This is a genomic window from Aquiflexum sp. (genome assembly GCF_041749095.1).
Classification (GTDB): Bacteria; Bacteroidota; Bacteroidia; order Cytophagales; family Cyclobacteriaceae; genus Aquiflexum.
Window position 1 is genome coordinate 1 of record NZ_JBGTCA010000284.1, and the last position, 20,921, is coordinate 20,921.

General features: G+C 40.8%; 12 protein-coding genes and 1 pseudogene. 4 read left to right on the top strand and 9 right to left on the bottom strand.

Going from position 1 to position 20,921, the window contains the following annotated elements; translation table 11 throughout:
- Together ACEW8O_RS13260 and ACEW8O_RS13265 are read left to right on the top strand one after the other, a co-directional pair.
- A pseudogene (locus ACEW8O_RS13260) lies at positions 1-539 on the top strand (hypothetical protein); the annotation flags it as partial.
- A 231-nt stretch (positions 540-770) separates the two neighbouring features.
- The gene (locus ACEW8O_RS13265) at positions 771-2,591 is read left to right on the top strand and encodes a metallophosphoesterase (RefSeq protein WP_373495104.1); all 1,821 of its coding nucleotides are present in this window, start codon (positions 771-773) and stop codon (positions 2,589-2,591) included.
- Here ACEW8O_RS13265 and ACEW8O_RS13270 read toward each other — a convergent pair.
- The 4 genes from ACEW8O_RS13270 to ACEW8O_RS13285 all read right to left on the bottom strand — a co-directional run bounded on the left by ACEW8O_RS13270 (position 2,567) and on the right by ACEW8O_RS13285 (position 6,554).
- Positions 2,567-3,145 carry a helix-turn-helix domain-containing protein gene (locus tag ACEW8O_RS13270; RefSeq protein ID WP_373495105.1) on the bottom strand — a complete coding sequence of 193 codons (579 nt, stop codon included), beginning with the start codon at positions 3,143-3,145 and terminating at the stop codon, positions 2,567-2,569. The two genes, ACEW8O_RS13265 and ACEW8O_RS13270, sit on opposite strands and share 25 nt — an antisense overlap.
- A gap of 38 nt (positions 3,146-3,183) precedes the next feature.
- Complete coding sequence (locus ACEW8O_RS13275) at positions 3,184-4,308, bottom strand: TIGR03364 family FAD-dependent oxidoreductase (protein ID WP_373495106.1); 1,125 nt, start codon at positions 4,306-4,308, stop codon at positions 3,184-3,186.
- 14 nt (positions 4,309-4,322) lie between these two features.
- On the bottom strand, positions 4,323-5,645 hold the full coding sequence (locus ACEW8O_RS13280) for a DUF5690 family protein (protein ID WP_373495107.1): 1,323 nt from the start codon (positions 5,643-5,645) through the stop codon (positions 4,323-4,325).
- A 201-nt stretch (positions 5,646-5,846) separates the two neighbouring features.
- Positions 5,847-6,554 carry an HAD hydrolase-like protein gene (locus ACEW8O_RS13285; RefSeq protein WP_373495108.1) on the bottom strand — a complete coding sequence of 236 codons (708 nt, stop codon included), beginning with the start codon at positions 6,552-6,554 and terminating at the stop codon, positions 5,847-5,849.
- 311 nt (positions 6,555-6,865) lie between these two features.
- On the opposite strand from ACEW8O_RS13285, the gene ACEW8O_RS13290 reads away from it, so the two are divergent.
- Positions 6,866-7,429 (top strand): phosphonate degradation HD-domain oxygenase, encoded by a 564-nt coding sequence (locus tag ACEW8O_RS13290; RefSeq protein ID WP_373495109.1) that lies wholly within the window; start codon positions 6,866-6,868, stop codon positions 7,427-7,429.
- A gap of 140 nt (positions 7,430-7,569) precedes the next feature.
- Here the strand turns inward: ACEW8O_RS13290 and ACEW8O_RS13295 are convergent, their stop codons facing one another.
- From ACEW8O_RS13295 to ACEW8O_RS13315, 5 genes are all read right to left on the bottom strand, one after another.
- Entirely contained in the window at positions 7,570-9,225 is a 1,656-nt protein-coding gene (locus ACEW8O_RS13295; RefSeq protein WP_373495110.1) for a metallophosphoesterase, read from the bottom strand.
- Between the two features lie 165 nt (positions 9,226-9,390).
- Positions 9,391-11,940 (bottom strand): phosphocholine-specific phospholipase C, encoded by a 2,550-nt coding sequence (locus ACEW8O_RS13300; protein WP_373495111.1) that lies wholly within the window; start codon positions 11,938-11,940, stop codon positions 9,391-9,393.
- A 73-nt stretch (positions 11,941-12,013) separates the two neighbouring features.
- A complete protein-coding gene (locus ACEW8O_RS13305; protein WP_373495112.1) occupies positions 12,014-13,579 on the bottom strand; it encodes a SusD/RagB family nutrient-binding outer membrane lipoprotein in 1,566 nt (521 codons plus the stop codon).
- Positions 13,580-13,598: 19 nt separating this feature from the next.
- Positions 13,599-16,817, bottom strand: coding sequence for a SusC/RagA family TonB-linked outer membrane protein (locus ACEW8O_RS13310; RefSeq protein WP_373495113.1), 3,219 nt, complete (start codon positions 16,815-16,817; stop codon positions 13,599-13,601).
- Between the two features lie 565 nt (positions 16,818-17,382).
- Positions 17,383-18,708 carry a DEAD/DEAH box helicase gene (locus tag ACEW8O_RS13315; protein ID WP_373495114.1) on the bottom strand — a complete coding sequence of 442 codons (1,326 nt, stop codon included), beginning with the start codon at positions 18,706-18,708 and terminating at the stop codon, positions 17,383-17,385.
- Positions 18,709-18,935: 227 nt separating this feature from the next.
- Here ACEW8O_RS13315 and ACEW8O_RS13320 point away from each other — a divergent pair, with 227 nt between their 5' ends.
- Complete coding sequence (locus tag ACEW8O_RS13320; RefSeq protein WP_373495115.1) at positions 18,936-20,807, top strand: DUF4838 domain-containing protein; 1,872 nt, start codon at positions 18,936-18,938, stop codon at positions 20,805-20,807.
- The last annotated feature ends 114 nt before the right edge of the window (positions 20,808-20,921 follow it).

Below are 20,921 nucleotides of genomic sequence, written 5' to 3' on the forward strand. Positions count from 1 at the left end.
GTTTTTTCAGAGAAATTGGAAAGTCGGTTCAGGAGCATTATTCCAAACCTTCCGGATTGCCACTTATTTTGGCAGCACTTCCGGAACACCATAATCTCTTTCAGAAGTTAAGTGAAAATCCTTTGCTGGTTTCCAATGGAATAAAAGTAAACCCCAAATCAGTTCCGGAAGAAAGACTGATAGAATTGGCTTGGGAGGTCATGGAACCTGAATACAATAAGACCCTTGACATATTGGTTGAGAAATTTGAGCAGGCGAGGGCAGATGGCAAAGGCAGTGATGATTACAAAGAATTGGCCATTGCAGCAGTAGAAGGAAGGATTGATACACTTTTAGTAGAATCTAACAAAGTAATTGCAGCAAGGATAACCAACATAGAGACAGGAAATACCCAGAAAAAAGATCTTGACAACCCAAGAGTGGACGATCTTTTGGATGATATGGGTGAATTGGTGCTTAAAATGGGCGGTAAAGTCGTTGTGATTCCTGCTGAAAAATTTCCTACAGAAAGCGGATTGGCTGCTATTTATCGGTATTGATCATTGCCCAACTTTTAGAAAGTTGATTCCGAATACAAAAGCAAGAAATTGTACTTAGCAGCTTTAAGTTTTACTAACATTAGCTGGAATTCATAAAGTCCGAGTCTAGGTTTCAAATCCATTTTGATTTGAAACCTAGACTCGGACTTTTTCTTGACACTTACTTAACAATTTATTCATCATTTAATTCAGATTTTATTTTAGTATTGCTAAACATAAAATCTATTTTTGATGATAAATAATTTATTATGGTTTACCCTGATTATACAGGTATTCAATTCCTCTATGACAATTGAACCACCACTCAAACCTGTGAAGGAATTTTGGTTTTGGAACCAAACAGATCTTCCAAGAAAAGGAAGGACACGTTCTGAGGAATTTAAAAAGTTGGAGGGTTTTAGGGTTGAACAACAAATTTCTATTGATCCTTCAATTGGGATTAATCAGCCCGTCTCGGGAGTTTATCAGCCCTTTGAAGTTTCAGAGGATTTTTTCACCAAGCCTTTTGCCATTGAATTTTTGATTCTTGACCATGTCAATCAGCCGGTCGGAATGGATGCCATTTGGACTGATGGTTCATCACCGCAGTTGATTTTTGAAATCTATAATAACAAAATCCAACTTAAAGCCAAACAGGAGGAAGACTGGATTTCAACAAGCCAAACTGCTGAATATTGGAAAAAATATTGGACACATATCATTATCTGTTTTGATGGAACTAAATCTACGGTATTTGTTCAGGGAGAAAAGACAATGGAATTGGATGTCGATATTTTGAAGAAACCCTCTAGTTTTTATTTGAGGTCATTTTTGACAAATGAACCCCACATGCAATTGCATGATTTATTGAAGCAGTCTGCCATTTATGAGGGAATAATGGACGCAGGGATGATCATAGAAAGGTTTGATAAAATCCAAAATCAGATCGAATCGGGGAAACTATTCCCTGAAAAATTTCATTTGATGGCAGGTCCTTACTTAGGTCATGTTCAAGAAGACACTGTCCAAATAGTTTGGGAAACCGATAAGCCTTCCAAATCCACCATTTCTTATGGAGAAAAACTTCCATTAGTCGAAATGAAATCAGTCCCATCCATTGAAAGCACCATCAATTCCATTGAATTGACCGGATTAAATCCTGGCACAACTTACTATTATCAAGTTGAATTTGAATCCGGTAAGGGTGAAAAGATAATTACACCGGTTCTGACTTTTCAGACTGTAAAGCCCAAAAGTGAGCCGTTTCTGTTCGGTATTATAAGCGATACAGAAAGCCGTCCCCATATCAATCATAGAGTAGGTGAGATGCTGTGGGATGAGCGTCCTGATTTTTTGATCCATCTTGGTGACCTATCAGATGGAGGAAAAAAAGACCATAAGTTTGAATGGACCATGGAGTATTTTCAGGGTATTGGACCATTGACTTCCCGGGTACCTATAGCCACTGTTCCCGGCAATGGAGATGCAGATCTTTTTTGGTACAGTCAATATCATCCTCATTCCGGGGAAAAGGGATATTATAGGTTTGATTATGGAGAAGCGTCATTTTGGATGCTCAATAGCAATCTGAAAATGGAATTGCAATCAGGTGGGGAGCAATACAATTGGTTAATGGATGAATTGAATAAAAGCAGTGCAAAATGGAAATTTGTGGTACTGCACCATGCGCCATACACATCCGATGAAGATGACTATGGGGATACTTGGGCAGGTCCAGGAAATCAGGGAGATGACCAACTGAAAGACTTGGTTCAATTGGTAGAAAGCAATGAAGTGGATATGGTTTTTTATGGGCACTTACACACCTACATGCGCTCTCATACGATCAAAGCAGGGAAGGTTGATGTGGAAAATGGGGTAACCTATATTCAGGCAGGCGGTACAGGAGGGAATCTAGAGGACAATGCCCCGACAAGAACCTGGTTTGCCGCCAAAAATTTCAGGGGATTCCATTACTGTACTGTTCAGGTTGTCGGTGAAAAACTAGAATTGAGAACTTATGATTTAAATGGGAGTCTGATTGATTTCTACTCCAAATTCTCAAAAAAATAAACCACCAGCATCTTTACGGGAACAGCACTTTCATTTACAGGGTTATGTTCCAACCTGCCATCGAAAAGCATGGAATCCCCTTCATGCAAATCTATGGTAGTGTCCCTGAATACGTACTTCACAGAACCCTGAAGGATATATTTGAACTCAAAAGCATCTGTAGTCACAAAATCCCTAACCGATCCAGGTTGTATTTCAAGCAGGACAAAGTCAACTGCCCCGGTTTTGATTTTTCGTGTAAAAATACGTTCGTATTCATATCCTGAGGCAGGTTCTTTCTCAAATTTCTGGTATTCTTCTTTCCTTAATATCAAAATCGGCGCTTCCCTTCCATCAAGACTTAGGTCATTAAAAAAATAATTCAAATCCACCTCAAGGCCTTTAATGATCTGCATCAAAACCAATAGGGAAGGAATGGTCCTAGAATTTTCTATCTGCGATATCAGACCTTTAGTCACCCCTGCCCGGTCTGCGATTTCCTGAATGGTCAGGTTTTTATCTTTTCGGATACTTTTGATTTTTTGGCTGATCTGAACCAATATTTCATTTTCCATACTGAAAAATAAGCGTAATTCTTTTTTTGTCTAAAGTTTTAAAGAATTCTTTCTACCACCTCTTCTCCCAATCCAAAAGAAAGGGTCATTCCCGCACCTCCCAAACCATTGACAATCCAAGTTTGGGGATCTGTCTGATGGATAAATTCTGTGGCTCCATTGGTCATTTTTGGATAAATGCCGTGCCAGGAAGACTCCATCGACCAGTCCTTAAAGGCAGCAAAAGTTTTCAAAAATCCAATAATCTTATCATTGATGTCCTGTCGGTCAAAAGGATCCAAATGCAGACCGTACTCATGGCTGTCACCAATGGTCAGTTGTCCTGAACCATTTTGGGATACCATCACATGAATTCCCAATTCCAATAAATCCGGAAATTGGTCTTCATACACTGCTTTCAATTTGGCGAGAGATGGAGCGACATGAAAGCCTTTGTAGTGGATAAAACTAAGCCCTGCACAAAGCGGAGGGCCTATCCGCCAGTTATCAGGCTGATTTATCAAACGCATCATCTGTAATTTACATTTGGTGATTGGGGTGATGGAATAGACTTCCGGATACAAGGTCTCGAAATCAGCTCCGCTACACACTATTATCAAATCACCTTCCCAGTGTTCTTTACTTGAAAACACTTTGTTTCCGTCAATTTGAGAAACTGCTTTACCCCATTCAAATGTGATATTTTCCAAGGATTCCAGATAATCAGCAGTTTTCCAAATGGCTTGCCGGGGATCCACAATCATTTCCTCCTCTGTCCAAAGCGCCCCTTTCAGACCCTGAGTTATGGCTGCCAAACTTTTTTCTTTTGTTTGAACAGAATTAAGATGATGGGCAGATTTGAAATGTTGCACAGCATGTACATATTCTCCAATCACTTCATTTTCCAGTTCAGTGTAAGCCAGATGAAGGGATCCTGTTTCTTCTACCCAAAAATCTGCCTTTTTGCTCATCTCCAACCAAATTTCCCTTGACCTCATTGCCCGGTTAAATGTTTCTCCCTGTGGCTGACCAACAGGCCAGATCATTCCAAAATTCCGGATAGATGCACCCACAGGTCTCGGGTTTCTTTCAATCACTCTCACTTTCCATCCTTTATTGGACAGGGCACGGGTGATGGCAAGTCCAACTATTCCTGCACCTATTACTATTGCTGATTGATACATTTTATGGTATTGGTTTAAAAACTTGTCTTTAAAATAGCTTTTTCTTGGAGTTCAATAGAAGGCTGTTTCAATTTTCTTTTGAAATAAAATAGCGTATAAAATATCATCAATACACTTAGACTCAGAAATATGAGAATTGCTTGTGAATAGAAATTGTACCAGCTCATATCCTCCAAAATGCCAAATTGCTTGATGGTCACAATCCCCACTGAACCCAGATATCCAAAACTATCAGCCAGGTACATTAGAAATCCCACATTTCCCGCAGAACGAAATGCAGCGATCAGTCTTTCAAATAGGAGACAGTTAAAAGGGATATAGCCCATATAAATTCCTATTCCGGTACTTACCACCCAATTAAAAGGAGAGATAACCCCCATTTGGTGTAAAATTGTCGAAACAACTGCCAAAATGAGACCTGATATAATGATCCAATGGTTAATGTAAAGTGCCATTTTATTGTTTTTGATCAAAACCAATGAGGCCATCATAAGCAATAAAAACAATGTAATGGGAACCTCGGTTTGGGTTAGCAGGGCGGGATTGACCACAACATCCAATGCTTCCCATATTTCCACTGCAAAATTATCCCTCAGGTCTCTTAAAGCTGTCAACATAACATATACCAAAACCAAAATGACAATACCGGGCTTAAAAGCTTTAAAAAATGCTTTTCTTTCTGCTTTGGACATGGGTGTCCGGACCGAACGTAAAGCAATGTCATGTTTAGTAGGTGCCGGGATTTGGTTCAATAGAATTACTGAGATCAATAGGAGAGGGACAAAAAGACCCCCTGTCCAAAAAGGCATCCAACTTTCACTGACCTGCCACTCATCCATCAGGTACTTGCCAATGGTTTTGACCAAACCGGAGGAAAATACAAAACTGACGGCCAGGATACTTCCCATCATTTCAGTAAACTTTCTTCCTTCCAGATAATGGAAAACCAGTCCCCAGATCAAACCCAATGGAAATCCGTTGATCAAAAAACAAAGGACATTAAAAGGTGCAGGCAATATGGCAAACCCAAGCAGCCCAAGCCATGATATCCCAATCAGGGATAAAATCAGCAGGGCTCTTTTTTCAGGGCGCAATTCCGAGATCATTTTGATGCCGTAAAATTTGCTTGCCATGTACCCAAAAGTCTGAGCCAAAATCAACCAAACTTTTAAATCCATTCCGAACAATACTTCACCCTCAAAAGTAGCTGCTGCAAATGGCTTCCTAAAAGCATACATGCTGCTATAGGTCAGAAACGCCATACTTGCAGCAAACAAACTCATCGTAAAGTTACTGCTTTTTGCCAGTCGCTTGCTGATGGATGGGATGTGGAGCATTGGTTGGGTTGTTGGTTATTTTTTATGATTCTCGATCCTGCTGGTAAGTCTCGCAACTCTCCTTTCATGAGTCAAAACCTTCGAGGTCTGGAAAAAGACCTCAAAGGTTAACCTAATCTCGTATCTCACTTCTAGCCTCCCCGATATTCAGTCCAGGCTTTGTTTCTTATGTCTTACGTCTTGTATCTCACATCTCAAGTCTCACATCTTATGTCTTCCCTTAACCAAACCCACCACTTCCCTTAAAGAATGAACCACATGTGTAGGATGATGCTTCCGTAATTCGGTTTCGGTAAAGGCACCTGTTGTCACGGCAATACTCATAAGACATCCTGAATTATGCCCCTGATTGACATCCACCTCTGTATCCCCTATTTTGATTACTTGCTTTGGATCGGTAATTCCGAATTTTTTCATCATGACCTGAATCAATTCCGGATATGGCCTGCCTCTTTCAACCTCGTCGCTACAAACTGTGATGTCGATTAAAGGGGTATTTTTCCATCCGACCCTATCCAAAATCACATCTGTAATGTCTCTGCTGAATCCGGTATCCAATCCTACTTTTATTCCCATTTTTTGGAGTTCGGCAAAAACTTCCTCCGCATCGTCCATGGCAGATATACCTGGCGTATTCCGGTAGTATTCAATCATATTACTTACAAAGTCATCATGCACAGCTGAAATCAATTCCTCTGTTACTTCGCTTTGGATGGATATATTTTGGGTTAGAATGTCACGGATAGCCAATGGTTTTGGGTAGCCCATTTTTTCTTGGGCTTCTTCCAAAGTAACCTTGTCAAAACCATGATGAAGGAAAGCCTCCTGAAATGCAGCCGCAACATTACTGTTGTCCTTGATGGTAGTGCCTGCCATGTCAAAGACTGCCAGTTTTATTGATTTTTCCATATTTGTGAACGGGTATCGATTGATGATAAAAAGGGTGAAAGGTTAGACTCAACCTATTATTTAATTCAAAACGGAATAATGTTTAGCAAAAATAAACTTTTGATGTTTTCAACAATTAAAATGATGATTATCCTTCTGTTAATTTTAAAGTAACTTACAAATCTGAAAATTAAAGGAGATTGTCAGGTATAGATTTAAATAGGCCTTTTATTTTGCATAGCAATAAATACTGATAGTTAATTATTTGTTAACAGAAATAGCTTCTTTAATCAATAGTCTTAATATAATTTAGTATTTATAAACAATTTGATATGAATATTACCAAGGAGGAAAGAATTGAGGAGGTATTTGGACTGTATGAAAAGTTTGGGCAGATCGATTATATCGGAGAACCAGTTTCCCAGATCGAACACATGTGCCAATCTGCTCAATTGGCCGAAAAGGAGGGATTTGATGAAGAAGTTATATTGGCAGCTTTCTTTCATGATATTGGACATCTCTTTGCATTGGATCAGGATCTTGAAAATATGGGTGGATATGGAGTGATGAGCCATGAAAAGCTGGGTGCTGACTTTCTAAGAAAATTGGGGTTTCCTGAAAAAATCGCCAAGCTGGTCGAGAATCATGTACAGGCCAAAAGGTATCTGACATTCAAATACCCCGAATACTATGAGAAGTTGTCGGAAGCGAGTAGAAAGACCTTGGAATATCTAGGTGGTGTAATGACTTCAGAAGAGGCTGAGGCTTTTGAAAATGACGAATTTTTTGAGCTTTCCCTAAAAATGCGAACCTGGGATGAGTTGGCCAAAGAGGAGAAAGTTCCTTTGCCTGATTTGAACAGGTATAAAGATTTGGCCTTAAAGGTGAATTCCTGAGGAACGATGAAGAACGCTGATAACGCTGATTGATCTGATTTTCACTGATTTATTGATCTTTCTGCATCAGTAAAATCAGTTTCATTTCTTCTGCCGATGTGAGTGTCTCCTACTCACATCCATCTCCACTCACATTCTTTTCATCTTTTCAAAACAAACCTATCAATCACCCTACCCTCTACATCAACTGCCTCAAATTCCAATTGCTCCTGATCCACCACAATCCATCCAAAATGATGCACCCTGATAAGTTTGTCCATTTTCGGAGATGGCTCCTGTTCAGCTTCAGGTTCGAGGTTTCCACCCGCACCTCCGACAATGACAAAAGCTGTTTGATTGGCTTTGTTGTCTAAAATAAGACGCTCATAATCATGGGTATGACCGGAAACAACAAGATCAATCTGCCCTGATTCATAAAAGGGCTTCAATAAATCCAAAATACTTTTCTCTCCCTTGTAACCTTTCCAACCTTGGCTGAAAGGTGGTTGGTGGACAAATACAATTTTCCAATGCGCGTTTTTCCAAGCATCAGAATTGATGGTTTTCTGGAACCAGTCATATTGTTCTGATTGTATATTGATGCCAACAGGAAAGTTTTCATTGGGGTCCAGGGCTATAAATGCACAGGGACCTTCTTGCCAAAACTGATAGTTTTTCTGGTTTTTGTATTTTAGATTCTGGATGAAATTGGTTGGAACCCACTCGTTATAACTGTTGTCGTAATCATGGTTGCCCGGAAAAAGATAGTGGGGGACAGGTACCTCATGTAATTGGCTGAGGAACTTGACATATTGCCATGAGTCCCCTCCATTTCCCACCAAATCACCAATTCCTACAGTGAATTGAGGATTTTTGTTTTTCATCTGTTTAGCGATTTCAGAAAAAGTTTCCCATCCTCCTTGACTGTCTGCCCATACAGCGAATGAAATAGATTTTGTAGAGGGAGCTAATGTGGCTTTAAAAAGAGGTGAAACCGTCTTATTCATTTCGAAATGAAAATAATGGCATTTTTTAGAAGAAACAATCGCACTATAGATTCCATTTTCTTCCATTACTTCTTTTGTATTCACAACCATATTTGGGTCATGACCGAAATGTAATTTTGCCTTGGCATTTTTTTCCCCCGTCCATCTCAGCATCAAACTATCTTTGCTAATGGGAATGAGAACCGGAGAGCTATACCAAATGGGATATTCCTTCCAGTTTTTTGGAAAATTACCTTCCATCCAAAGGTTTTCTTTGGCTATTTTTATCGTTAAGCTGAAGTTGTCTTCCCTTTCCTTCACAGACTTTTCCCAAATCTCCTTATTCACCCAAAATACCTGTCTAAGTCCACCTGATGCCGCATTATTGATGACCCTGACATGAATCTCCATGAGAGTTTCAGTTTTTGGGATTGGGAAAAACAATTCAGAATTTTGTAAGACCCTTTCTCCATTGATCCAAAGTTGGGCACCATCATCTGCATTGATCCACAGATATCCATCTGACTGATTCAATCTATTTAAATACCAGACATTGCTGTTTGGATGTGAAATCTTATGGGGGAGTTGGATCTTTTCTCCAAGAGATATATCCGGAAATGAAGCAGTCTTGCCAGGCATTGTATCCCACCCATAAAACTCCCAACCATCTTCCAAAACCAGTCTATCCTCATCTGAAATGATTTGATTAGCTGAAAGATTTAAAAGGGAGTCCAGAAAAGTAAAAGCAGAACTGGAGTAAGTTGGTGTAAACTCCTCTCTTTTACAAGAAATCAGCAAAAGAAGGGTAAATAGCAACAAAGTATTTTTCATGAGATAGATAAGCCTTAAAAAGGAAAAAACTTTATTAGGGTCTTTATACTTTTTTGGTGGATAAAACTTGCATTCTTCGCCGATGTGAGTGTCTCACTCACATTCTTTAATCCAAACCTGTAAATTAATTAACCATCCATATCAACCTTCTCGAGATTCCAAAGTTCACACGTTATAATTATCATCGTCAATCGTTAAATTCCCCATTTGAGGGTCTGTTTTGGATGCCAATCCTGTCTCGATTCTTCCGGCAAACCTTCTTTCAAAATTGCTTTCATTTTTGATCTTTAGAGAAAAGTCATACCAGCCGAAGCTTTTATCAGTAGCAATGGTGATGGTTTTTTTTCCGTTTGACTTAATGCTGAATGTTGTTATTTCCTTTCCGTATGCCTGATCTTCAAGAATGCAATTGACGGTTTTTGAATTGTCCTTGTTTTCCAAATGAATGAGAAGCTGTGCTTTTTTGGGATCAGAAATGTCGTAGGTGGTGTTAACCTCCAACAATAACTCTCCTTTTTCACCTTTGAAACTTCTGAAGAAACCATTGGGGCCATAAGCTTCCAAATGGTATTGATTGTTTTCAAAATTCTCCAGCGGCCATTCGAAATCCAGTTCAGTACCGGCTTCCAATGCAAAATCCCAGGATTTTATGGATTTCCATTGGCCATTTTCCAAGTATTTGTTTTGACTGTACACCTGAAAGGGTACTCCGGCTGTTTTGTCTCCAAAAATTTCTTTCCCATTTTTAAAAGCTATTCGGAAGCTTTGCTGATAAAGATCAATTGTCCCATCGAGATAAAGTTCATAAGGAAGGGGAGAGGAGTTTCTGATCCCAGTCTCTTGTTTTGGCAAAATAGGAGACCTAACCCCATTTTTTTTGACAGTTTTGATTTCTTCGGTTTTTAAGGGCGTGAAATTATTGGGCATGTCTTTAAAACTTGCTTGGTGTATCATGGACATAAAAGCTTTTTGCTGAACAGATTTGGGAAGACTGATTTTTTCGCCATTGTAGGGTCTGAAAACGGAGGTCAAATCCCCGCAAACTGTCCTTCTCCAGGAATTGATATTTTCTTCTTTGATGTCTTTTCCGGTTTTGTGTTTTAGGAATTTTTCCAAAAACATCAGAGAAGAGGTCAGATCACAGACTTCCGAATTTACCCAGCCTCCTCTAGTCCAGGGAGATGCAATGATCAAAGGAACCCTGTAGCCAAGACCAATTGGGCTTTGACGTGCATTTTCAGGTTTCATTCCAGGCTTGGAAAGTTCTTCTTCCAAGGTCACAAATTCATCTTTGGTGCTGATGCCGGAAGTGTATTTCCCGGAATCTTTATCGGTAGGATGAGGGGCGACAAAAGGTGGGATATGGTCAAAATATCCATCGTTTTCATCATAGTTGAGGATAAATATGGTCTTCTTCCAGACTTCAGGATTTTCAGTCAGGATATTCATTACTTCCGAAAGGTACCAAGCCCCATACCAAGGGGCAGACGGATGGTCAGAAAATTTCTGGGGAGCAACCAACCAACTTACTGTTGGCAATTTGCCATCCTTTACATCCTTTCTGAATTGATGTAAGATGTCTCCTTTTGGGATTTTAGTTTTGAATTTTTCACCATCCTTTTCATATTCCATCCATTCTGTATCATGAAAATATTGGTCTGAATCATTGATGGAAAAAGCCTTTTGGTGAAGATTTTTTTCTGCTTCAGGTAGCTTGTCAAAATTATCCGGATGGTATTTGACCAAGGCATCACGCACATAGTCCAATTTTGCTTTGTGTTCGTCTAAACTTTTTTCTTGTCCTTCCAAAGGATTGGAATTCATTGCTGCTTCCAAATCAGCGATGGACTGTACTAATTGGTTTTCTGCTTCTTGCAAAAATGGATAATGGCTTTTGGCAAACCTGACATGGTATTGCTTGAACCATTCCAGATTATTGTCTGTGAAATTTCCCAAAAGACTTTCATCTTCCCCCTCCAATCCTGAGGAAAGACTGATTTCGTTTTGGTAAACTCTCCAAGAGATGTCGTTTTCCTCTAATCTTTCCGGAAAGGTTTCCCAGTCCACTTCATTATTATAAGTGGCTTCTGAATTTCTTACAACCGAAAGACCTGTTTTGGGATCCCTGCTTTTTCCTGTCCAAAAATACATGCGGTTAGTGGTCGTTCCCGTCAATGCAGAACAAAAATGCTGATCACAGACCGTGAAGGCATCCGCTAATGCATAGTAAAAAGGAAGATCCTCACGGGTATAATATCCCATGGTCAATGGCACATGGTTGAATTCTTTGGTGCCGGGTCGCTTGGCTTCAATCCATCCATCGTATTTTCCTTCATTTCGGGCATCTACCTGATTTTCCCATGAGTGGGGAATATCCTTCATCCAAGTGGCTTTGGTGTTTTGGATATCCAAATGAAATGGTTTGAAGGTATTTCCGTCTTTATCTTTTTGCAACCAAACCGGCAATCCGCCCTGAAGCCTGATGGCCCTTGGGTCGTTAAAGCCCCGAACACCTTGAAGTGAGCCCAAAGCATGGTCGAAAGACCTGTTTTCCTGCATCAGAAAAACCACATGTTCGGCATCATAAAATGTGCTTCCCTGTTCGGGGCTGATGGCCATTGCTTTTTGAATGGCTTGGGGGATTCCTCCCCAAAGTGCCATGCCGCCTGAAAAAACTGTTGCCTGTTTTAGAAATTCTCTTCTATTGGTCTTCATAGGTATTATTGCAATAAACCTGCCCATACCAATTTTTGGTATAGGCAGGGGATTTAAGTTTTAACTTACTCAATTATCGTACAACATCCCACCAAACCCTGGTGGATATATTGTCTTCACCTTGTCGGGTGATGGCAGCCCGGTAATTATCTTCATTCAATGCCTGAACAGAAGAAGGATACATAAACCTTCTTGGTACATTTGGTTCGAATGCCGCAGGACCGGGGACAATTTCAGGAAAACCTGTTCTTCTCCAATCATACCAGTTTTCCAATCCTGAGAAAAACAGAGAAAGCCATTTTTGGGTGCCTATTTTTCCAAGTTTTTCCTGTTGTGTTCCGGTGTAAGATACTTTTGGTTGGTTAAAGTAGTCATTTCCAATTTGCAATCTATCTGCGATCTGTGGTAGGCTGATTAATCTATACCGGCTTTCATAATATTCAAATGAAGCATTGACACCGTTCAGGTAATATTCTTCGGCACTCCCTGTGGTGATGAATCCTCTTTCTCTTGCCTCAGCTAAAATAAACTGTAATTCAGAATAATTCATCAGTATGGTTTGATATCCTACAGGATTGGCCAAAGAGGTACATTGGTTACATGACCAAAGAAAACCAACTCTGGAAATATAATTGGAACCCCCTCTCGCAGGGTCTCCTGATGGAGAATATTGCAGTGCTTCTTCATCGGAAAGTCCATTGGGTACACCCTGATAATCTTCTGAACCTCCAATAATCCCTGCCCCGGATTGATTGGTAGGCTGGGCATAAGCAAATAACCTTGGGTCATTTAGGTCTTTGAGCGTCAATTCCATGTTTTTGCTTAACCTGTATTCATCAAATGATCCTGATCGGGTAGTAAATAGGTCATGTTGATTAGGGACATCTGCGAGATGCTGTAGCAATGCATGATCATTGTTTCCGGTGAAAATCGGAAACTGTGCAGGATTGGAAAGTATCTGTTGCATTTCAGCAGAAGGGTCTTTTCTCAATGAAATACGCATCAAAGCCCTTAACCTTAAAGAGTTTGCGAATTTTTTCCATTTAACAATATCACCACCAAAAAGGATGTCGCCTCTTACTGCTTCATTGCTCGTTCCCAGAAGTTCATTTGCTTCCCTTAGTTCCCTGAGGATTCCTTCATAGATTGCCTCCTGACTGTCAAATACAGGATAATTGACCCCGTTTTTGGCCAATATAGCTTCCGAATAAGGGAGCTCTCCATAGGCATCGGTCATAAAGGCATATTGAAAAGCCCTAAGTACCTTGGCTATTCCTACATAATTTTTCTGTCCGAGAGGTTCGGATATCTGAATGATATTGTTCAGGTCTCTCATCGAATTGTAGAAAGTACCATAAGGATTGCCAAATGGTCCCCAGTTGTAACGGTCTTCGTTGGTGAACTGGATTTTTGCAGTGTATTGCATCACTACGTTTCCAATTCCCCATGCCTGACCTGCTACTTGCCCTGCCGTGCTTCTGATAACGGTGGGCAGCAACAACGAGGAAGGAACAACTTCAGGAGAATTGGGATTTGAATTGACTTCTTCAAAATCTCCTGTACAGGAAGCAATCCAGCCTATTTGAAGGGCCAGTATTGCAGTGAAAAGTTTTTTGATATTCAGTTTCATAATTTTCATTTTTCAGATGATTGGTGGATTAAAACTTAGCATTCAGGTTAAATCCGAAGTTTCGGGTAGAAGGGAAAGCCATGTTTTCAATTCCCGGTTGAAGTGTTCCTCCGGACATGGACAATGTTTCCGGATCGAAATGTGGGTTTTCTGTCCAAAGGGCAAGATTTCTTCCAACCACAGACAATCGCACATCTTCAATCGGAAGATTTCCAAACCATTTTTTGGGCAGGTTATATCCGAAGATTACTTCCCGGAGTTTGATGTATGAAGCGTCATATTTGGCAGCTTCCACATTGTTTCTTTCATAATATCGGTTATGCCAGTTTCGTGAAGTGATCTTAATATCATTTGGCCGGAATGTCCCGTCGCCATTAGATATCACCCCCGGGCTGATAATTCCATTGCCTTCTACTGTAAGATCATAGCCGTTTGCTCTTCCGAAGAGGGTTTCTTCCAATTGACCGGAGGTACTTCCGATGGTTTTGGTTCTTGAGACTACTATCCCACCATATCGGACATCAAAGAGGAATCCGAAGGAGAAGTTTTTATAGCTAAAGCTATTTTGGATACCCAACATCCAATCAGGATTGTAATTTCCCTGTAAGACCAATTCGGAGTCTCTAAGTGGCGTTCCGGTACTGTTGTGGATGATTTCTCCAAAAAATGGACTGCTTGGATCCTCAACCCTTGCAAATCCTACTCCATACATATTGCCCATTCTCTCACCGATCCTTGCCTGTACAAATGCGCCGTTCCGGTCTGTCAGCGTGTATGTATCCAAACCTTCAGTCAGTTCCAATACTTTGCCCCTGTTTCGGGTGAAGTTGGCCACAACATCCCATCTGAAGCCATTGTTTTTTCTAATTGGATTGGCCAATGCCACAATTTCAATTCCCTGATTCTGGATTTTACCGGCGTTGATGATTCTACTATTGTAGCCCGTGGCAATGTCCAAGGTGATAGGGATAATCTGATCTCTGGTAATATTATTGTAGTACGTGAAATCCAATCCCAACCTGCCTTGAAAAAATCTGATATCAAGCCCAAATTCAGTGGAGGCGGTTCTTTCAGGTCTCAATTCTGCATTGGAAAGGACAGAGGATTCTGTCTTGGCCTGATCAGATCCCCATGCAATCTGATTGTTGAACACATTGGTCAAACTGTATGGAGAAGTATCATTTCCAACTTCTGCATATGCCGCCCTTACTTTTACCAATGATACATTTCTTGGCATTTCTATCATATCAGAAATAATACCGCTTAGAGTCGCTGAGGGATAGAAATAAGAATTGTTATTTACCGGAAGGGTAGAAGACCAGTCATTTCTGCCTGTAATGTCCAAAAACAGGATATTCTTATACCCGATCTGTCCAAAACCGTAAAGTGAGTTGATTTTTTTGCGGGAATTAAACTGCTCAGTCTGTAAAGCAACTGCTGTATTGGTAAAGTTGTAGATATCGGGGATCAACAGTTCAGGTGCCACCAATTGAAGAAACCTGTTTTCCTGTGACATTAAGTTACCACCAAGTGCAATGTTGTAAGTCCAGGTAGTATTGGTAGTTTCTGAATAAGTCAGCAAAAAGTCTGAGTTTCTTTCGTTGAAATACACATTGTCCTCTCTGTAATTACCTCTTGGGAATCTTTGGGTGGAGAATGCCCTTTTTCTGTCTCTCAATTCATTGTAATTGTCCACACCGGTCCTTAGCATAAGGCTGAGTTTGTCAGTGAAATGATAATTCAATACGATATTTCCAAAAATCCTGTTCTTCTGCTGACCGTTGGTATTTTCAAAGACAGTAAAGTAAGGATTGTCATGATAATTATAGTTGTAATTGAATTGCTGCATGCCTTCCATTCCCGGCATCCAATAATCCCTCAGGTTTCCGGTATTGATCTGTCTTCCATACCAAATCCATAAGTACATCAGGTTTTCAGTTCCGTAGCTGATATTTGGTCTGTTGCCGGAGTTTGTATTCTGATAGTTGACAGTAGTATTGATGGTCAGCTTGTTTGGAATGATTTGTATACCCGAGTTCAATGCCAAGGTATTTCTTTTAAGGTCTGTATTGGGAACTATACCTTTTTGATCAAGATTCGTCCAGGAAAACCTTACGTTTGCCTTTTCAGTGTCCCCTGCAATAGATACATTGTTTGCCAATGTCACACCGGTTCTGAAAAAGTCATTGATGTTATTTGGTTGGGGCACCCAAGGAGTTGAATTGATAGTGCTTCCTGATGGTGCATTTAAATCACCGCCTCTAAAACCCGCAACATTCCTTGGGGAATCAAACTGTGGAATGGATAATCCTGTGTTCATATCAGGACCCCAACTCTCATCAACTCCATCGGCAATACCTGCCCCGGCACCATTGACAAATGCAAATTGACCGTTATTTCCTTGCCCGTATCGGTCTTGCCACTTGGGCATGACCAAAGGATTGTCAAAAGTGGTGTTGGAATTGATGGTAATACCTAATCCTCTTTTTCCTTTTCCTGATTTGGTGGTGATAAGAATAGCACCGTTTGCTGCTCTTGAACCATAAAGTGCCGCTGCTGCCGGGCCTTTAAGGACTGTCATGGAAGCAACGTCATCAGGATTGATCTCTCCTGCGGCATTGCCATAATCCACTTCCAGACCGCCTCTTCCTGAAGATCCGACCACATTATTACTTATTGGAATACCATCCACCACAAATAAGGGTTGGTTGGCATTGATATTCAATGAGGATTCCCCACGGATGGTAACCCGCGTAGATCCACCCAAAGTACTTGAACCGTTGGTGATCTGTACACCTGCAACCCGACCGCTGAGGGAATTCAAGACGTTTGTTTCCCTAGCCTCAGTAAATCTGTCTCCATCTACTGTTTGAACAGAATATCCAAGGGCCTTGGCATCTCTTTCCATTCCAAGGGCGGTGACGACAATTTCATTCATCTCAAAGCCTTCTTGCAGTGTTACATTTATGATGTTTGCATTGCCGACCACTCTATCCAATTTTTCAAATCCAATAAAGGAGAAAGAAAGGGTGTCAGACGCATTGGCTACAATGTTAAATACACCGTCCAAATCTGCCACAGTACCCTTTGTGGTACCTTTGATCAGAACGCTTGTGCCCGGTAGCGGTTGACCACTGGGATCCGATACTTTTCCTTCTACCGTTCTTTCCTGGGCGAAGGCAGATAGTGTCAAACCTAGCAATAAGGTCAGCAACCATCCTACTCTTTTTGTTGTTAAGGTTTTCATTTGTTTGTAGAAATGTGTAATGTCTTTAAGTTTAAAAGTTTTAACAAAGCTAAACTTTTGACCTACAGGGGAGGTTAAGTAAAAGTTAATTAAAGGTGAATTAATTTAGTGTTAAGTTTCCAAAAATACCGTTTTAAGGCAAATAAATGCAGTTTATTAGCTTAACATTGATCTTAATTTAGATATTCATATTTAGTAAAAGTTAGGATTGTGTTAAGTTAAAAAGTATATAAATAGTAAACTTTCCTATTTCAAACCTTTGAGGTTTTTTTTAACCTCAAAGGTTTTTGGGTTAAGTTTATTTGGTTCAGAGGAAGGGTTTGGGTTAAAAGGGAAAACCTTCGAGGTCCTGACGTCGCGGTGGGGAAGACCTCAAACATGAGACTACCTAACCTTTGAGCTTTATTTAACCTTGAAGGTTTTTGGGTTAAGGTTATTTGGTTCAGAGGAAGGGTTTGGGTTAAGTTTATTTGGTTCAGAGGAAGGGTTTGGGTTAAGAGGGAAAAACCTTCGAGGTCCTGACGTCGGGGTAGGGAAGACCTCAAAGGTTTCTTCGCCCCCACACTTAATTCGCCTCCGCGACCCTCACTTTCACCTTCTTCAACTTCTCGTTATTGATCTTGGAGATGGTTTTTTTGGCGAGGTCACGTTTGATGGCTACGTAGGAAGCAAAATCTAAAATAGTAATAAGACCTATATCAGAACCGTCAAGGCCACCTTTTTTGGTCAGGAGACCTACAATATCCCCTTTGCTGATTTTGTCTTTTTTTCCTGCACTGATATATAGGCAGGCGAGGGTGGTAGGAGTGGGTTGGGGTAAGGTTTCCGACACTTCGATTTCCTCCACTGATTTATCAATATAGTCGGGAAGTTCCTCATCATTGGCCAAAATCAGATATCCCTGACCTTCTGCATGCATCCGTGCAGTCCGTCCATTGCGGTGGGTAAAGGCATCTATCCTTGGAGGCAATTGATAATGGACCACATGCTTGATTTCGGGAATGTCCAAGCCCCGTGATGCAAGGTCTGTGGCAATTAAAAGGTTGTAAACACCACTTCGGAATTTTATCAGGTTTTTTTCACGGTCGATCTGTTCCATCCCACCGTGCAGGACGCCATGTTCAAAATTATAAGCTGTCAGCAAAATACTGATCCTGTCCACAGCATCCCGGTGGTTGCAAAAAACCAGACAAGCTTCATGCTGAAATGCTGCAACAAGGCGCATCAAGGTCTCTACTTTTACCTTGCTTGAAGTATGGATAAGTTTGAGTTCCAGTTTGGAGTCAGCCTCATCTTTGAGGTAATTGACCTGATGTGGTCTGCTGAAAGGAATAAAATCCGGCATCCTGTCCAATTTGGTGGCAGAGGTCAACAAATGTCTTTCAGTACCGGATAATTTCCTGAATATCCCCCTCAGTTGTTCATGAAAACCCATCTGTAAGGATTTGTCAAATTCGTCCAATACAATCAGACGGATATTTTCCATATCAAAGGATTCCCTTTGGACATGGTCGGACAACCTGCCCGGAGTTCCGATGACAACTGCAGGACCTTCGGCCAAGGAGTTTTGTTCAATTTTCACAGAATGTCCTCCATAGCATGTGCTTACCCTGAAGTTTGTTTTCAGGGACTTAAAAACCTGCTCGATCTGTATGGCCAACTCCCTTGAGGGCACTACGATCAGTGCCTGTACCTCTCTGAGACTTTCATCCAAACAATCAATCAGGGGGAGGAGATAAGCCAAAGTCTTTCCCGAACCGGTGGGTGCAAGCAGCATCAGGTTATCGGTCTCTTTGGCCTGCTGAATAAAATCCAACTGCATTTCATTAAAAGATTCGATTCCCAAAAGATTTAAAAATCCGGCGTGTTTCTGATCGGTAGTTTCTGACATGATGCAAAGGTAGGTTTTTTTGAAGTATGGGGGTTACATGAAATATTTTGAGAGTTTTATATAAATTACTCTAAAAACCATTGAGGTTATGAAATCCGGTCAAATATTCTCCTCCAAATCAGTTTTTTACCTTTTCACCAATAACTTCTTTGCTAATCCTATTATAGCTGGTAATTTGATTCTTGTTATTCAAGAGTAAAACCCTGACCGCGCAATTCCCCAAAACTATGAAGAAACTTACTTGCCTTTTCCTGGTATTTACCAGCTTTACTTTATCGATGGCCCAAGATCTCACTTTGATCAAAAACGGTAATTCTGATTTTACAATCATCATTCCCAAAGCTCCTGAGGTTCAGGAAATACAGGCAGCTAAAATTCTCCAAGACTATCTACACAGGATTTCCGGATATGCTATCCCTATTGCACATGATGATGGGCTCCCAAGTCCCAATGAGATTCTTATCGGACGGGGCAACCGTCCTGAAACCGCTCATGTACCCTACATGGAGTTGGGGCAGGAGGGGCTGTATATCCAAAATACCGGAAAGAAGCTGATCATTTCAGGAGGTCCTAAAAAAGGGGTTATCTATGCGGTTCATACTTTTTTGGAGGATTATTTGGGCTGTAAGAAATATTCATCAAGTGTGGAGGTAATCCCTCGACATAATACGGTTAAAATCGGTCCGATCAAAGATTTGCAGGTACCTGTGTTTTCATTCCGGGAAGTATTCTACAATGATGTTTACGACCCGGTCCATATGGATTGGCATAGACTACATTCCCATGGGGAAAGGGGAACATCGCCCTCTGAATGGGGATATTGGGTGCATACTTTCCATACTTTTTTGGACCCCAAAGAATATGGCGAGTCCAATCCTGAATATTTCAGCTATTATGACGGGAAGCGTCATGCTGCCCTGATACCCTCTTGGGACGGCAAAAGTGTGCAGCCCGAGTCGCAACTTTGTCTTTCCAATCCTGAAGTGTTGGAAATCGTCAGCAAAAACCTGAAAGCCGCCATGGACAAAAAGCCCCAGGCTAAGTATTGGTCTGTCAGCCAAAATGACAATGTGAACTATTGCAGATGTGAACATTGCGCTGCCCTAGATGCCAAATATGCCGCTTTTGCACCTGAGGAAAAAATGTACGCCACGCACGGAAGTGAATACCCTGCCTTGGGAATGGGATCAATGTTGACCTTTATCAATAAGGTGGCTGAACGCTTTCCGGATAAAGTCATTTCCACGCTTGCTTATCAATACACCCGGGTTCCGCCCAAGGATATCGTCCCAAGGGAAAATGTGAACATCATGCTCTGCAGCATTGAAAGTACCAGAAATGAGCCAATGGAAACAGGTGATAGGGCATTTAGCAATGACCTGGAAGGATGGGGGAAAATCACCGACAATATCCTGGTTTGGGATTATACCATTCAGTTTTCCCATTTGGTTTCTCCTTTTCCCAATCTCAGGACCCTTCAGCCCAATGTGCAGTTTTTAAGGAAAAACCGTGTCAGTGCCGTTTTTGAGCAGGGAAATATTCAGAGTGGCGGTGAGTTTGCCGAACTGAGGGCATATCTTTTGGCCAAATTGCTTTGGAATCCGAATGTAAATATTGAAGAGGAAATGAATGGGTTTCTAATTGCTTTTTATGGAAAAGCAGCACCTTATGTAAGACAATATATTGAATTGCTTCATGACAATAATCAGGGATTTACAGGTAGGAAAATGTCCATTTTCGGTAGTCCTGTAAAGGAGAAAGACAGTTTTCTGTCCCCTGAACTTATTCAGGCTTACAATGACATATTCGATCAAGCTGAGAAAGCAGTGAAAAAGGAACCCGAGATTTTAAGCAGGGTAAAATCAGCCCGGCTACCGTTACAATATGCCATGCTGGAAATTGCAAAGGAAGAACAGGCAAGTGCTTGGGGAAATCTCGCTCCTTCCCAACCGCAAAGATTAAACCTTCCATCAGAAGTCAGCCACCTACTGTATGATTTTATCTACCATTGTATGCAGACCAAGGTTAGCAGACTTTCAGAGTGGCATACACCACCGGTTGAGTATTTGGGAAAATACCCTGTCTTGGTTTCAAAATAATTGAATTAGATCACTCATTGTTGATAATAATTTTGTTATTTTTCAGATTATTCGTTCAAAACCATATAACCCAATAATAGAATGATTTATATGTTTTCAGATATTGTATTAAAT